The organism is Streptomyces araujoniae, assembly GCF_050871195.1.
In the GTDB taxonomy this organism is placed as follows: domain Bacteria; phylum Actinomycetota; class Actinomycetes; order Streptomycetales; family Streptomycetaceae; genus Streptomyces; species Streptomyces bacillaris.
This window is the reverse complement of sequence record NZ_CP194070.1, coordinates 3,729,051-3,743,140: the sequence shown is the minus strand read 5'-3', so window position 1 is coordinate 3,743,140 and position 14,090 is coordinate 3,729,051. Positions and strand designations below refer to the sequence as shown.

Genomic DNA, 14,090 nt, shown 5'->3' with positions numbered 1-14,090 from the left:
GCGCAGGTTACGGCTGCTGGAAGCCCGCGCCCTGGAGGATCTTCTGCGCGGCGGGAGTGGAGAGCCAGGCGACGAACGCGGCGGCGGCCTCGCTGTGCTTCGACGCCTTCAGCGCGGCGGCCGGGTAGGAGGCGACGGCGTTCTCCGCGTCCGGGATGTCGATCGCGTCGACCTTGTCGGTGGCGGTGGCGGCGTCCGTCTTGTAGACGAGCCCCGCGTCCGCCTCGCCCAGCTCGACCTTGCTGAGGACCGCGCGGACGTTGGGCTCCTGGGAGACCGGCTTCACCTCGATCTCCTGCGCGTCGAGGATCTGCTTGCTGTAGCGGCCCACCGGCACCTCGGGGGCGGCCAGGACCACCTTGAGCTTGGTGTCGGCGAGGTCCTTGAGGCTGCCGACCTTCTCCGGGTTGCCCTCACCGACGGCGATGACCAGGCGGTTCTTGGCGATGACGGTCGGGCTGCCGGTCTCGGCGGAGAGGCCGTCCATCGTCTTGGTGTCGGCGGTGACCAGGGCGTCGGCCGGGGCGCCCTGCTTGACCTGGGCGGCCAGCTCCTGGGAGCCGGCGAAGGAGAACGTCACCTTCGTGCCCGGGTTCTCCTTCTCGTACGCCGCTCCCGCCTCCTTGAAGACGTCGGTCAGCGAGGCGGCGGCCAGCACGGTCAGCTCGGCGGCCGGGGCGCCGGAGGCGGGCGCCGAGCCGGAGGGCCCGGCACTGGCGGCGCTGTCCTTCTCCGTGTCGGATCCGTCGTTGCCGCAGGCGGCGAGCGGGACGAGGAGGGCGGCCGTGAGGACGGCGGCGGCGGTACGGCGGCGGGTGAGCAGGAGGGACATGAGGGCGGGCTCCTTGGCTGCGAGCCCGGTCGGCGGGGTGCCGTCCGGGCAGGGACGAGTTCGCGCGGGGCGCGTGGGCGTGTGGGGGCGTACGGGAGGTGGTGCGGTGGTACGGGCCTCGCGGCCGGGGCTCTCGGGCGTACGGGCCTGTGGGCGGCGCCCAGGACCGGCACCGGCCCCGGTCCGGTGCCCGGCGGTGGGGGACGGCCGGGCACGAGCGGCTCAGGTGCGGTCGATGTGCACGCTGGTCGACTTCACCCGGGCGGTCGCCTGCATGCCGACCTCCAGGCCCAGCTCCTCGACCGCCTCCCGGGTCAGGAGGGAGACGAGCCGGTGCGGGCCCGCCTGGATCTCGACCTGGGCCGCGACATCGCCGAGCTTCACCGCGGTGACGATGCCCGGGAAGGCGTTGCGCGCCGAGGTGTACGGGGTCTCCTCCTCGCCCGCGGCGCCCTGGCCGACCTCGATCGAGAAGGCGGCCAGCGCACGACCGTCGATCAGCCGTCGGCCGGTCTCGTCGCGATGGGTCGCGACCCGGCCGGCGTCCGCCCAGCGTCGGGCGGTGTCGGGGCTGACGCCGAGAAGTCGTGCTGCCTGGCCGATTGTGTAGGACTGCATGTACGACACGCTAGGCCAACTGGGCTCGCATTTGCCATTCTTGAGGCGATTACCCATGGCAGATGCGAGGTTCTCGGAGGATCGTACGGAGCCCCCGGACCGAGGCGGTCCGGGGGCTCCTGGGTGCCGTGGCGGAGGTCAGGCGGCCGGGCTCGTCGCCGGCATCTCGCCTTCCGTCGTCGTCACGTCGATCACGGAGAACGTCGCGCCCTGCGGGTCGGAGAGCGCCGCGAACCGGCCGAAGGGGCTGTCCACCGGCCCGTACCGCAGTGCGCCGCCCCGCTCGGTCGTCCTCGCCACGGCCGCGTCGCAGTCCGGGACGGTGAAGTACACGTTCAGGAACGCGGGCATCTCGGGCGGGAAGTCCTCGCCCATCGCCATCCGGCCGAGCACGGTCCGCCCCTGGACGTCGTACATGGTGAAGTCCATCGACTCGTCGTCGAACTTCCGCACCGTGTAGCCGAAGACGGCGGGGAAGAACGTGTCCGCGGCCCCGGGGTCCCGGGTGAAGACCTCGCCCCAGCAGTAGCCGCCGGGTGAGCCCATCTCCGTCTCGAACCCCTGGTGCGCGTCGGCCTGCCAGACGCCGAAGACCGCGCCGCCGGGGTCGCGGGCGAGCAGCATCGTGCCGAAGTCGCCCACCCGCATGGGTTCCATCAGCACCTCGCCGCCGTTGGCGCGGATCTTCTCACCGGTGGCGGCGGCGTCCGGCGAGGCCAGATACAGGCACCACGCGGACGGGGCGTCCGCGCCCGGCATCGGCGGGACCACCGCTGCCGCCGCCCTGCCGTTCGCGTACGCCGTCGTGTAGTCGCCGAACTCCGACGAACTCTCGCCGAACGTCCAGCCGAGCACATCACCGTAGAAGCTCTTGGCGCCCTCCAGATCGGCGAACATGGCGTCCGCCCAACACGGGGTGCCTTCGGGTTGTCCAGCCATGGCACTGGCCCTCTTCCGGTCCCGGACCTCTCGTGGTCCTCCGCTGCTGCTCCTTGGCCACCCCCTCTCGTCACGCTAGTCAGAGGTCCGGTTCCGCGCGCGCCGGGAGAACCCCGCCGGCCTGTGCGCCGGTGCGTACTTCTCGTGCGCTGGTACGCGGGAGGGGCAGGGGGCCGGGCCGGGCCGGTGTGGGCGCGCAAAAGGCCGGGCACCGCCGTGGGAGATCCTTTCCCATGGCTTTGCCCGGCCATTGCCCAACCGATTACCCGGCCGGTTTACCGTCAGAGGGCTTCTCCGCGGTGTCCGCACTCTCATCGGAATCCGCGTTCGGCGGTGGGCGCCGAACACTGAGCACGATCGACGTCGTCAGGATGACCACGATCACCGCCAGGCTGACCGGCGACGGGATCTCCGGGATGGACGTGCTGATCATCTTGTGCGAGGCCTGGAGCAGGAGCTTGACCGCGATGAAGGCCAGAATGATGGCCAGACCCGTGCTCAGGTAGTGGAAGCGGTCCAGCAGCCCCGCCAGCAGGAAGTAGAGGGCACGCAGTCCCAGGATGGCGAACGCGTTGCTGGTGTAGACGATGAACGCGTCGTCGCTGACCGCCAGCACGGCGGGCACACTGTCGACGGCGAAGATCAGGTCGGCCGCCTCGATCGCGGCGACCACCGCGAGCAGCGGTGTGGCGACCCGCTTCCCCTCCTCCTTGATGACGAAGTGCGTCCCCGCGTACTCGTCCCGGACCGGCATGATCTTCCGCAGCATCCGCACCGCGAAACTCTTGCTCGGATCGAAACTGTCGTCCTCGCCCTTGAGGATCTTGTAGGCGCTGTAGAACAGGACCGCGGCGAAGAGGAACAGCACGAAGGTGAAGCGGTTGACCACCGCGACGCCGGCCGTCAGGAAGATCGCACGGAACACGAGGGCGCCGATGACGCCGAAGAACAGCACCCGGTGCTGATATTCGCGCGGCACCTTGAAGTAGGCGAAGATCAGCGCGAAGACGAAGAGGTTGTCGACCGACAGACTCTTCTCCAGCAGCCAGGCCGTCGTGTATTCCGTCCCCGCGGTCGTCCCGAGGACATAGAAGACCACACCGCCGAAGACGAGCGCCAGGCCCACCCACAGCACACTCCACCAGGCCGCTTCCCTGAAGCCGATGACATGCGCCTTGCGGTGGGCAAGCAAGTCGACTGTGAGTGACACCACCACCGTTACGGCGAACGCCACCCAGAGCCACACCGGTACATCCACGCCCGAGACCTCCCCTGTTGATTGTTACGAGTGTGACGTGTCGGGCGCAGGAGTGCGAGGGGTTGTGCGCCGACCGGCTGCCGCGACCGATGCCATCAGCTCCGCGTCCAGGAAGGATGGATCGGCCATCCGGGTGGCGGCCGCATAGGAGTTGAGCAGGGCTTTCGTCACCCGGAGGGCGGCTTCGGGACGGCGTGCGACGGGCTTCGCCCAGGCCTCCACGGCCTGATCCAATTCGTTCTCCGGAACCACTCGCTGGAGGACGGAGAGCGCTTGCGCCTCGGCCGCGCCGAACGCCCTACCGGTCAGTACGAGTTCACGGACCCGGGCCGCGCCCACCTCATGGATCAGCCGGGGCAGCAGCCCGCCCCACGCCGTCGGCAGCCCGAGCGCCAGCTCCGGCAGCCGGAAGGAGGCGTTCTCCGCGCCCACCCGCAGATCGCAGGCGAGGGCGAGCGCGAACCCCGCGCCGACCGCCTTGCCCTGCACCCGGGCGATGGTGACGGCCCGGCTGCCGGAGAGCGCCTCGCAGACCCGGCGGGCCTTCTCCCCGGCGATCCGGATGCCGCGCCCGGCCGGATCCTCCGCCAGCCAGTCGGCGAACTCGGCGCGGTCGCCGCCCAGGCAGAAGTCGTCCCCGGCGGCGCTGAGGACCAGCACCCGCACGTCGGGGTCCGGCACGGCGACGACGGCCAGCAGCTCGTCGAGCATCGTCCCGGTGACCGCGTTCCCGGAGTCGGGGGCGTTCAGCCGCACGTGCAGGACGGCACCCTCGCGCCGGCTCCGTACGGTCGCGGGCGTCCCGTCCGGAGCCTCGGCCGCCTGGTCCGGGGCGGTGGCACTCCCCTGCGCGGCAGCGGGCGTCCCGTCCGGGGAGGGGTTCAGGAAACCGGACAGCGAGAGCTTCACAGCGCCACGCCCAGCGAGGTGACGCGCCGGAAGACCATCCGGGGGGCGTGGACCGGCGGGGAGACCGTCCGCAGGGCGGGGAAACGATCCAGCATGCGGGCCAGCAGCGTCCGCGCCTCCAGCTTGGCCAGCGCCGCGCCCAGGCAGTAGTGCACCCCGCCGCCGAAGGTGAGGTGGCTGCCGCCGCGCAGGATGTCGAAGGCGCCCGGGTCGGGGTTGCGGCGCGGGTCGTGGTTGGCGGCGCCGTACAGGACGTGGACCATGCTGTCCTTCTCGATGGGGACGCCGGCCAGGACGGTGTCCTCGGCGGCGATCCGGGTGTTGATGTGGATCGGCGGGTCGTAGCGCAGCACCTCGTCCACGGCCGCGTCGACGTGCTCGGGGCAGGAGCGCAGCCACGCCCAGCGGCCGGGCTCGGCCGACAGCAGGGAGACCATCGACGTCAGCAGGGTCGCGGTGGTCTCCAGCGAGGCGATCGTGACGAACATGGTGAGCCGGTAGAGGATCTCGTCCGCCCGCTCGCGGTCCGGCTCCAGCGCGTCCCAGGTGTGGATCCAGCCGGTCAGCACGTCGTGGCGGGGCTCGGCGCGGCGGCGGGCGACCAGGTCGGTGAAGTAGGCGCGCAGCTGCGCGGTCGCCTTGGCGGAGACCGCCAGTTCGCTGCTGGTGGGCAGCAGCTCCTGCGCGTACACCTGGTTGTGGGTGATCTCCAGGATGTGCGGATAGTCCTCGGGCGGCAGCCCCAGCCAGGAGCCGATGGTGTGGATCGGCAGCTGTTCGCTGACCGTGGAGACGAAGTCCGCCTCACCCCAGCGGAGCTTGTCGGCCAGCTCGTCCAGGAGCCGGTCGGCGTGGCGCTCGACGTCGGGGGTGAGGCGTTCGATGGTGGACCGGTCGAAGAGGTTGCCCAGCGAACGGCGCTGGCAGGTGTGTTCGGGAGCGTTGAGCCGGGCCAGGGTGCTCGTCATCTCCCGGGTGGCGATGGCGTCCCACCGTTTGGCGTCGTCCTGCCGTTCCTGCCAGGCGAAGTCGGGGGCCTGCCAGTTGCGGCCGCGCAACACCTGGCTGCAGGCGTCGAATCCGGTGACGAGGTATCCGTTCCACGGAGCGCGGACGACGTCACCCATCGTCCGCAGCTCCGCGAGTATTCCGTACGGCTCGGCCTGTCCCTCGGGCGAATTGAGTCTGCGGAGCAGGCCGATGACCGCGCGCCGACCATCGGGGGTCCTGGATGTACCACCTGTGATGCTCACGCAGAGTTCCTTGGACTAGGCCCGGGGTTACCGCCCAGAACCTACCCCTCCGGATAGCTGCGCCAAGCATCGGACTTTGTTGCCCCCGTCACATGCAATCGTCACAAATGCCCGTTGTCACTTGCGAATTGTCGGCCTGTGGGTCTTACGTGAAAACCAGTTTTCAGACACGGAAGACGTCGAGGAACGAACTCCACCAGCCCTTCTGCTTCTTGGCCGGTTCCGCAGGGTGACGGGCGGCGGCGCCGGGCTGGGGAGGAGCGTTCCGGTACGGATCGGGCAGCTGCGCCGAGGTCGGGGCCGGCGGCTGGGCGGCCGGGGTGCGGCGGGCGGCGGTGGGCGTGAACCGTACGGGCAGGGCGACCAGGGCGCGGTGGAAGGGACCGGGCCGCCAGGCGACGCCCGAGGCGGGGACGGCCAGCGCGAGGTCGGGCACGGTGTTGAGGATCTTCTCGATCGCGGTCAGCGCGATGAGGGTCGCGGGCGACTTGGCCGGGCAGACGTGCGGGCCCGCGCCCCAGGCCAGGTGGGCGCCCTTGCTGAGGGTCTGGCGGGCGTCGGTGAGGGACGGGTCGCTGTTGGCGGCGGCGAAGCTGATGAGGACCGGGGTCTCCGCCTTGAGCACCACCCCGTCCAGCTCGATGTCCCGGACCGGGTAGTGGGTGGCGTAGTTGGCGATCGGCGGGTTGTTCCACAGCACGTCGTCGAGCGCGTCCTCGACGAGCATCCCCGAACCGCGCCGCTCGTGCCCGCCCGGCTGCTCGCCGGAGAGCATCAGCAGCAGCGCGTTGGCGATCAGGTTGCGCTCCGGCTCGACCCCGGCGCCCATCAGCATCACCAGCTGGTCCTTCAGCTCCTCGTCCCGCAGCCCCGCCGGGTGCTGGATGAGCCAGGAGGTGATGTCGTCACCGGGCTGGCGCCGCTTGAGCGCGACCAGCTCCATCAGGCACTCCGTCAGCTCCGCGTTGGCGCGCAGCACGTCCTCGCCGTCGAAGATGGCGGACATCGAGCGGGTCAGCCGGTCACCGATGTCGCCGGGGCAGCCGAAGAGCTGGTTGAAGAGGAGCAGCGGGAGCAGCTTGGCGTACTCGTTGAGCAGGTCGGCGGAGCCGCGCTCGATGAACTGGTCGATCAGGTAGTCCGCGATGCGCTCGACGTCCCGGCTGACCCGGCTGCTGTTGAGCCGTGCCAGCGACTCGGTGACCGCCTTGCGCAGCCGCAGGTGCTCGGCGCCGTCGGTGAAGAGGCAGTTGGGCCGGTACATCATCATCGGCAGCACCGGGCTGTCCATCGGGATCGCGCCCTCGCGCAGCGCGGCCCAGCGCCGCGAGTCCCGGGCGAAGAGCGCCGGGTTCTGGAGCACCCGCAGCGCCGCCTCGTGCTGGACGATCAGTGTGGCGTCCACCCCGGGCGCCAGCTCGATCGGGGCGGCGGGGCCGTGCGCGCGGAAGGTGTCGTACACGCGGTGCGGATCGGCGGCGAACTCCGGCCCGTACAGCGAGGTCTGCTGCTGGTGCATGGGGCACCCGGCGGGGGCGCTGTACGGGGTGGCTCCCGGCGACGGGTCCATGTTCGGCTTCCTCGGGGTGATCGCGGGGCGGGTGGTCCCCGGCTTCGGAATGGGTGGGGGTGGGGGGTGGCGGTGTTCTCGCGGTGTCAGGCCGCGTGCGCGAGCAGGTGGCGTACGAGGGTGATCAGGGCCTGCGCGGAGGACTTCTGGTCCCGGGCGTCGCAGAAGACGACAGGGGTGTCCGGCAGCAGGTCGAGGGCCTCGCGCAGCTCGTTCTCGGCGTGCTGGGAGTACGGGTCGAAGCTGTTGACGGCGACCGCGTACTCCAGCCCGTACGTCTCCACCAGGTCGATCACCGGGAACGTGTCGGCCAGCCGCGCCGGGTCGACGAGCAGCAGCGCGCCGAGCGAACCGCGCGCCATGTCCTCCCACAGCTCGACGAACCGCTGCTGCCCCGGCGTACCGAACAGGTAGAGCACCAGCTCGTCGCTGAGGGTGAGACGGCCGAAGTCCAGGGCGACCGTGGTCGTCGTCTTGTCGGGCGCCCCGCGCAGGTCGTCGACCTGCGCGGCGGCCTGCGTCATCCGCTCCTCGGTGCGCAGCGGGGTGATCTCGGAGAGCGTGCCGATCAGCGTGGTCTTGCCCACGGCGAAGTGCCCGACGACGAGGATCTTCGCCGCGCGCCGCACCGCGTCCGGCACATAGATGCTCTCAGCCGAACCGGACTTGGAGTCCATGCAACACCTCTTCGAGGATCTTCCTGTCGACGAGCTGGGCCGGCGGCGGCGCCTTGCGGCGCAGCAGATGTCCCTGCTGGTTTAAATCCTGGAGCAGCAGCCGGGCCACGCCGACCGGCAGCCCGAGGTGGCCGGCGACCTCGGCCACCGAGAGGTAGCCGCCGGAGCACAGCTCCCAGATCGCCCTGATCTCGGGGCTGGGGTTGGGCGGCGGCTGCCGGTCGGGGGCGATGGTCACCAGGGTGACGAGCGAGAGCTCGTCCGCGTCGGGCAGCCCCCGACCCCCGGTGATGACGTAGGAGCGGACGAATCCGCTGCTGACGCTGGACTCCTCGCCCGGCGCCGTCATATCTCGCTGCTCACGTTCTGGCGGGGCGGCGTCGTCATCGCCTTCCCCAGCGCGGTGACCTGCTGCTGCATCCGGAAGGACATCGCCTCCATGTCCACATCGGCGGCGGCGGTGGCGGCCAGGTAGGCGCCGGAGCCCGCGGCGATGAGGAAGATCCAGCCGTCCTCGTACTCCAGGAGCGTCTGGCGCCAGCGTCCCGGGTTGCGGGTGCCGATGAAGGGGGCGACGGCGCGGCTGAGCGACTGCATGGAGCTCATGGCCGCGGCGACGGTCTCCGCGTCGTCCCGGCCGATCTCGCTGGAGTTGGCCAGCAGCAGCCCGTCGGCGGAGACGAGGATCGCGTGCCGGGCTCCGGGTACCTGGAGCACATCGTTCAGTACCCAGGACAGATCGGGGTTCACTGGATCTCGGATCCTTCCGTGGTCGTCGTCGTGGACCGCCCGGAGCGGGTGCCGCGCTGGAAGGCACCCAGGCGGGAGGCGGTCTCCTCGTTGCTGCGCAGCGGCTGGGGCTCGGCCGGGGGCACCGCGGAGACGGGGCTCTTGCGACGACGCTTCGGCAGGCCGCCGGAGGTGGTGCTGATCTGGGCGAGCTGCTGGGTGGCGGTGTCCGGGCGCCGGTCCGCCGGGGGGAAGAGCGGGGTGGGCGGGTTCGGCGCGGGGGCGTGCGCCTGCTGCTGCCACTGAGCGGGCTGGTGGATCTGGTGCTGATGCTGGTTCCCGTACGCCTCCGGGTCCTGGGGGACCTCGGGGACGGCAGCCGGGGCGGGCTGCGGGACCTCTGTGGTGAGCAGTTCGTCGGGGATCAGTACCACCGCGCGTACGCCTCCATAGGGGGAAACGGAGTCCACCGAGACCCGGAAGCCGTAGCGGGCGGCGAGCATCCCGGAGACGGCGAACCCGAACTGCGGCGGAATGCCCAGGCTGGAGAGGCTGATCGCCGCCTGGGGGGAGAGGAGGGCCGCGGCACGGTCCTTCTCCTCCTGGCCCATGCCGAGACCGGCGTCGTCCACGATCAGGCAGACGCCCGTGGGCACGGCCTGGATGTTGATCTCCACCGGGGTGCCGGGGGCGGAGTAGTTGGTGGCGTTGGCGAGCAGCTCCGCGAGGACCACGGCGACCGGTTCGACGGCCCGGCTGACGACCGAGAAGTTCACCTGGCCGTTGACCCGGACCCGGTCGAAGTGGCGGATACGGCCCTGGGCGCTGCGGGCCACGTCGAAGACGGAGGCCACGGTCTCGCGCCGGCCGAGCCAGCCGCCGCAGAGGACGGCGATGCCCTGGGCGCGCCGGCCGAACTGGCTGTTGGCGTGGTCCATGGCCATCAGGTCGGCGAGGATCCCGGGGTCGTCGCCGTACTTGCGCTGGGCCTTCTCGATCACGACCTGCTGCTCGTCGGCGAGGCCCTGGAGGGTGCGGACGGCGGCCTTGAGGACCGCTTTGGTCTCCTCCTCGGCGTCCTTGCGGACCTCGGCGAGCTCGGAGGCCTGCCGCTGGAGGAGCCCGTTGTGGACGACGTGGAGCTCGTCCCGCTGCCGCAGGAGCTCGTCACGCTCGGAGCTCAGCTCGGCGTTGCCCCTGCGCAATCTGACGTTGGTCGCGCGAGCCCGCAGAACGGCACCCACGGCGACCAGTGCTACGACAACCAGCGCCCAGATGACGGGGCCCTGTGGAAATGTCATGAGACTCACTTCAAGTGCCATGGCTGGAAACGGCTTGACACCCCGTCATGCGGCACGCGACCAGGGCTCGTTCGCCACGACCGTGCGCCGCTTCGGGAGGTGCCCCTCCGAAGGTGGGGCCGAGGAATCCATTCCTCTCCGGAATGCCCCCATACGCCATCAGCCCACTGGAAGTAAGATGATCTTATCATTGGATGCGCGCTGACATGTCAAGCGCGGCGCGCCGGTTGCCACTTGACTCAGAACGTTCACATTGCGGAGACACGGAGGAGGTCGTTCCGGTCCAAATGGGCTGGAGCGGTCCGCAGTTGGCGCGCCGGCCCGGGGGCCGGGCGGGCGCTGATCCAGAACCGTCCCTACGACTTCGGCGGCACCGGTCTCAAGAGGATTGCCGGTGTCAGGGGGATGTGGGCGGAGGGGCCGGGCGCGGGTCCGGGCGAGCGCGAGGGCTCTCCGCGCGATCGCTGAGAGTGGTCGGGCGGCGTGTGCCGGCCGTGGTGGGGGCGATGGTGCGCGGTCAGGTGGAGGCGCGGGTCTCCAGGGCCCAGGCGTGGCGGCGGACCGTGTCGGGGGTGGTGCGGCCCGCCAGGATGTCGCAGAGCAGCTCGGCGCAGGCGCGCCCGTACGCGGCGGGGCGCAGGTCGACCGCCGTGACGGGCGGCTCGGCGGAGCGGGTCGCGGTGCCGTCGACGCAGGAGGCTACGAGGAGAGGGGTACGGGCGCGGGCGCCGGTGTCGGGCCCGGTGGCCGTACGGGCGTGAGGCGCCGCCGCCCGTAGTGCGCCGGGACCCACCGGGCGGCCCAGGGTCGCCGCCGCCCGCAGCACGCCCGGAGCCGCTCCGTCCGGGGCGCAGATCACCGCGTCCACCGACGGGTCCGTACGCAGCAGGGCCAGCGTCGTCTCCTCGGCCTCGCCGGGTGTGGCGGCGAACGGTACGGTCCGCAGCGCCACGGCCACTTTGCGCTCCCGCGCCCAGGAGTCGGCGGTGGCCCGCAGGGCGGTGGCCCAGGCTGAGGTGCCCGCGGGGGCCAGGACGGCGGGGTGGCAGGCGCCGCGTTCGGTTACATGGTCCAGGAGCGCCGTGAGCGAGGCGGCGTTGTCGCAGATCACGGCCCCGGTGGGGGCGGTGGTAGGGCCGAGGTAGCGCTCCCCGGTCACCACCGGAACGCCCCCGTCCAGCAGCCCGGGGACCGCGCTGTCGTCCATCTCGGGGTCGATCACCAGCAGGCCGTCGACCCGCGAGGCGATCGGGCCGCTCGGGGTGGCTGCGCGGCCTGCAGGGCTTGCGGGGCTGGTGAGGCTCGTGGGGCCCGTCGAGTCGGGGGAGCCCTTGGAGCCCCCGCCGCCCGTCGGGGCCAGCAGCACGACGTCGAACCCCTCCTCCTGGGCGCGCTCGACGGCCCCGAAGGCGAGGTTCATGTAGTAGTCGAGCCGGGTCGCCGTCCGCGGCAGGTGCAGCCCGATGGCCCCGGTGCTGGAGCGGCGCAGCCGCCGGGCCGCGCTGTTGGGGCGGTAGCCCAGCTCCTCCGCCACCGCGCGGACCCGGTCCCGGGTGGCCGCCGCGACGCGGCCGGAGCCCTGGAGGGCGTCGGAGACGGTGCTCTTGGAGACCCCGGCGGCGCGGGCCACATCGAGCAGGGTCACGGTCCGGGAGGTCACGGGGGTGAAGTCTAGACGGTCGTGATCGGACGGGGCCGAGGGTTGCCGGAACGTTCCGGCAGGGTTAGATTCGGGCCGTGCCGGAACGTTCCGGCAGTGTCGCTCCCCTCCACCCCGCACCCCGCACCCCGCCCCCTGGAACTGGTCATGCGTCTGATCACCGCGTACAACCCGCCCGCCTCCCCGACCCGGACCCGCCCCGCCGACCGCGCCCCCCTGCGCGTCGCGGCCGTCCAGCAGCGGTGGCACCGCGACCCCGCCGAGCACCGCGCCGCCCTGCTGGAAGGCATCGGCCTCGCCGCCGCCGAGGGGGCCCGGGTGGTCTGCCTCCAGGAGCTGACGCTCTCGCCGTACTTCGCGGTCGTCCGCCGCGCCGACCACCCCGCACCGGCCGAGCCGGAGGAGCTGCTGACGGGCCCCACCTCCACCTTCGCCGCCGAGGCTGCCCGTGAGCACGGGGTGTACGTCCACGCCTCCCTGTACGAGAAGGCCCCGGCACCCGGCGGCCGGGACGACGGCCTCGGCTACAACACCGCGATCCTCGTCGCCCCCGACGGCACCCTCGCCCAGCGCACCCGCAAGACCCACATCCCGGTCACCGAGGGGTACTACGAGGACGACTGGTTCCGGGCCGGCCCGGCGGGCGACGACGCCTTCCCGCTGGTCACGGTGGACGAGGCCCGCTTCGGGCTGCCGACCTGCTGGGACCAGTGGTTCCCCGAACTGGCCCGCGCCTACTCGCTCGCCGGGGCCGACGTCCTCGTCTACCCCACGGCCATCGGCTCCGAGCCCGGCTTCCCCGGCTTCGACTCCCAGCCGCTCTGGCAGAAGGTGATCACCGGCAACGCCGTCGCCAACGCCACCTTCATGGTCGTGCCCAACCGCATCGGTGCCGAGAACGGCCTCACCTTCTACGGCAGTTCCTTCATCGTCGACCCGTACGGCCGCGTCCTCGCCCAGGCCCCGCGCGACGAGCCCGCCGTGCTGGTCGCGGACCTCGACCTCGACGCCCGCCGCGACTGGCTGGAGCTGTTCCCGTTCCTGACCACCCGCCGCCCGGACGCGTACGGCCCGCTCACCGCCACGGACTGAACGGTCGCCGTGGGCTGAAGGGCTGCCGTGGACTGAAAGGCCGACACGGGCTGAAGGGCGGCCACGGGCTGAAGGGGCGCCAGGGAGTGAGCGCTGGAGTGACCGGGCCGAGGGGTGGGTATGGGAGGCGGGTCATGTGCTCGGGTGAGCCTCAGGGGGAACCGGCGGGGTATCCCCATGGCCCGGGAAGCGGCCGGACGGAGATCATTCAGCTATGACTTCCGTGAGCACCACAGAGACGATCACCGCGGCCGCGTCCGGCCGTTGGACCCTGGGCGATCTCCCGGTCAGCCGCATCGGCTTCGGTGCGATGAGGCTGCCGCAGACCGGCCCGGCGCTCGTGGCGGACGCCGCCTCCCGCGACCGCCGGGCGGCCCTGTCCGTGCTGCGCCGGGCGGTCGAGCTCGGTGTGAACCACATCGACACGGCGGCGTTCTACTTCTCCCCGCTGCGCTCGGCCAACGAGCTGATCAACAGTGCCCTCGCCCCTTATGCGGACGACCTCGTCATCAGCACGAAGGTCGGCCCGGCCCGCGACCGTACGGGACAGTGGGCCACCCACGCCCGCACCCCCGAGGCGCTGCGCGGCCAGGTCGAGGAGAACCTGCGCCAGCTGGGCCGCGACCACCTCGACGTGGTCAACCTGAGGATCGTCGGTACGGAGTCGATAGCCGAGCGCTTCGGTGCTCTGGCCGACCTGCGCACGGCCGGGCTCATCCGCCACCTCGGCCTCTCCAACGTCACCCCCGCCCACCTCGCCGAGGCCCGGGCCATCGCCCCGGTCGTCTGCGTGCAGAACCGGTACGGGATCGGGGTGCGGCCCGAGGACGACGCGTTCGTCCGTGAGTGCGGCGCGCAGGGGATCGCGTTCGTGCCGTTCTACGCGATAGCCGCGGCCGGTGGGCAGGACGGCGTGACCGTGCCCGAGCCCGCCGAGGTCCTGGCCGTCGCCAAGGCCCATGGCGCGAGCCCGGCGCAGGTCCGGCTGGCGTGGATCCTGCACCGGGGCCCGCACGTCCTGGCCATACCCGGCACCGGCGACCCCGGCCACCTCATGGCGAACGTGGCGGCTGGCGCCCTCCGGCTCTCCGAGGACGAGCTGGAGCTGCTGGAGGGGGTGCACAGAAGCGCCCTGACCGGCTGACCCTTCCCGCGCGGCGCCTGCTCGGCCGCTTCCCGCGCGGCCCCTGCTCCGGCCGCTTCCCGTCCAAGGGCACTCGGGCTTGCTCGGCTCTGCTCGATTTCGCGTGGC

At 71.7% G+C, this 14,090-nt stretch carries 14 protein-coding genes; 2 read left to right on the top strand and 12 right to left on the bottom strand.

The window, feature by feature from the left end; genetic code table 11:
- Positions 1–7: 7 nt before the first annotated feature.
- The 12 genes from modA to ACQ9ZG_RS15815 form a co-directional block, all read right to left on the bottom strand.
- Positions 8–832 carry a molybdate ABC transporter substrate-binding protein gene (modA, locus tag ACQ9ZG_RS15870; RefSeq protein ID WP_109915331.1) on the bottom strand — a complete coding sequence of 275 codons (825 nt, stop codon included), beginning with the start codon at positions 830–832 and terminating at the stop codon, positions 8–10.
- Between the two features lie 222 nt (positions 833–1,054).
- Positions 1,055–1,450, bottom strand: coding sequence for a TOBE domain-containing protein (locus tag ACQ9ZG_RS15865; protein WP_026237824.1), 396 nt, complete (start codon positions 1,448–1,450; stop codon positions 1,055–1,057).
- A 138-nt stretch (positions 1,451–1,588) separates the two neighbouring features.
- On the bottom strand, positions 1,589–2,389 hold the full coding sequence (locus ACQ9ZG_RS15860; protein WP_109915330.1) for a VOC family protein: 801 nt from the start codon (positions 2,387–2,389) through the stop codon (positions 1,589–1,591).
- Positions 2,390–2,651: 262 nt separating this feature from the next.
- On the bottom strand, positions 2,652–3,647 hold the full coding sequence (locus tag ACQ9ZG_RS15855; RefSeq protein WP_026237822.1) for a TerC family protein: 996 nt from the start codon (positions 3,645–3,647) through the stop codon (positions 2,652–2,654).
- Positions 3,648–3,671: 24 nt separating this feature from the next.
- Positions 3,672–4,556 (bottom strand): enoyl-CoA hydratase/isomerase family protein, encoded by an 885-nt coding sequence (locus ACQ9ZG_RS15850; protein ID WP_309076621.1) that lies wholly within the window; start codon positions 4,554–4,556, stop codon positions 3,672–3,674.
- Positions 4,553–5,683 carry a cytochrome P450 gene (locus ACQ9ZG_RS15845; protein WP_109915329.1) on the bottom strand — a complete coding sequence of 377 codons (1,131 nt, stop codon included), beginning with the start codon at positions 5,681–5,683 and terminating at the stop codon, positions 4,553–4,555. Before ACQ9ZG_RS15845 ends, ACQ9ZG_RS15850 begins: the two co-directional genes overlap by 4 nt.
- A 289-nt stretch (positions 5,684–5,972) precedes the next feature.
- Positions 5,973–7,379 carry a cytochrome P450 family protein gene (locus ACQ9ZG_RS15840; protein ID WP_028415913.1) on the bottom strand — a complete coding sequence of 469 codons (1,407 nt, stop codon included), beginning with the start codon at positions 7,377–7,379 and terminating at the stop codon, positions 5,973–5,975.
- 86 nt (positions 7,380–7,465) lie between these two features.
- On the bottom strand, positions 7,466–8,056 hold the full coding sequence (locus tag ACQ9ZG_RS15835; RefSeq protein ID WP_028415914.1) for a GTP-binding protein: 591 nt from the start codon (positions 8,054–8,056) through the stop codon (positions 7,466–7,468).
- The gene (locus ACQ9ZG_RS15830; protein WP_018489682.1) at positions 8,031–8,405 is read right to left on the bottom strand and encodes a DUF742 domain-containing protein; all 375 of its coding nucleotides are present in this window, start codon (positions 8,403–8,405) and stop codon (positions 8,031–8,033) included. Before ACQ9ZG_RS15830 ends, ACQ9ZG_RS15835 begins: the two co-directional genes overlap by 26 nt.
- Complete coding sequence (locus tag ACQ9ZG_RS15825) at positions 8,402–8,806, bottom strand: roadblock/LC7 domain-containing protein (protein ID WP_028415915.1); 405 nt, start codon at positions 8,804–8,806, stop codon at positions 8,402–8,404. The genes ACQ9ZG_RS15830 and ACQ9ZG_RS15825 overlap by 4 nt, the downstream gene beginning before the upstream one ends.
- Positions 8,803–10,086, bottom strand: a complete 1,284-nt coding sequence (locus ACQ9ZG_RS15820) for an ATP-binding protein (protein ID WP_084993974.1) — start codon at positions 10,084–10,086, stop codon at positions 8,803–8,805. Before ACQ9ZG_RS15820 ends, ACQ9ZG_RS15825 begins: the two co-directional genes overlap by 4 nt.
- 517 nt (positions 10,087–10,603) lie before the next feature.
- Positions 10,604–11,746, bottom strand: a complete 1,143-nt coding sequence (locus ACQ9ZG_RS15815; protein ID WP_499280699.1) for a LacI family DNA-binding transcriptional regulator — start codon at positions 11,744–11,746, stop codon at positions 10,604–10,606.
- 147 nt (positions 11,747–11,893) lie between these two features.
- Here ACQ9ZG_RS15815 and ACQ9ZG_RS15810 point away from each other — a divergent pair, with 147 nt between their 5' ends.
- Together ACQ9ZG_RS15810 and ACQ9ZG_RS15805 are read left to right on the top strand one after the other, a co-directional pair.
- A complete protein-coding gene (locus ACQ9ZG_RS15810; protein ID WP_084993979.1) occupies positions 11,894–12,838 on the top strand; it encodes a carbon-nitrogen hydrolase in 945 nt (314 codons plus the stop codon).
- Positions 12,839–13,052: 214 nt separating this feature from the next.
- A complete protein-coding gene (locus tag ACQ9ZG_RS15805; protein ID WP_109917679.1) occupies positions 13,053–13,982 on the top strand; it encodes an oxidoreductase in 930 nt (309 codons plus the stop codon).
- The last annotated feature ends 108 nt before the right edge of the window (positions 13,983–14,090 follow it).

Bases quoted from the DNA above. Each gene is read 5' to 3' on its own strand.
- modA (WP_109915331.1), bottom strand. From the start codon at position 832: ATGTCCCTCCTGCTCACCCGCCGCCGTACCGCCGCCGCCGTCCTCACG.
- ACQ9ZG_RS15865 (WP_026237824.1), bottom strand. From the start codon at position 1,450: ATGCAGTCCTACACAATCGGCCAGGCAGCACGACTTCTCGGCGTCAGC.
- ACQ9ZG_RS15860 (WP_109915330.1), bottom strand. From the start codon at position 2,389: ATGGCTGGACAACCCGAAGGCACCCCGTGTTGGGCGGACGCCATGTTC.
- ACQ9ZG_RS15845 (WP_109915329.1), bottom strand. From the start codon at position 5,683: ATGGGTGACGTCGTCCGCGCTCCGTGGAACGGATACCTCGTCACCGGA.
- ACQ9ZG_RS15840 (WP_028415913.1), bottom strand. From the start codon at position 7,379: ATGGACCCGTCGCCGGGAGCCACCCCGTACAGCGCCCCCGCCGGGTGC.
- ACQ9ZG_RS15835 (WP_028415914.1), bottom strand. From the start codon at position 8,056: ATGGACTCCAAGTCCGGTTCGGCTGAGAGCATCTATGTGCCGGACGCG.
- ACQ9ZG_RS15830 (WP_018489682.1), bottom strand. From the start codon at position 8,405: ATGACGGCGCCGGGCGAGGAGTCCAGCGTCAGCAGCGGATTCGTCCGC.
- ACQ9ZG_RS15820 (WP_084993974.1), bottom strand. From the start codon at position 10,086: ATGACATTTCCACAGGGCCCCGTCATCTGGGCGCTGGTTGTCGTAGCA.
- ACQ9ZG_RS15810 (WP_084993979.1), top strand. From the start codon at position 11,894: ATGCGTCTGATCACCGCGTACAACCCGCCCGCCTCCCCGACCCGGACC.
- ACQ9ZG_RS15805 (WP_109917679.1), top strand. From the start codon at position 13,053: ATGACTTCCGTGAGCACCACAGAGACGATCACCGCGGCCGCGTCCGGC.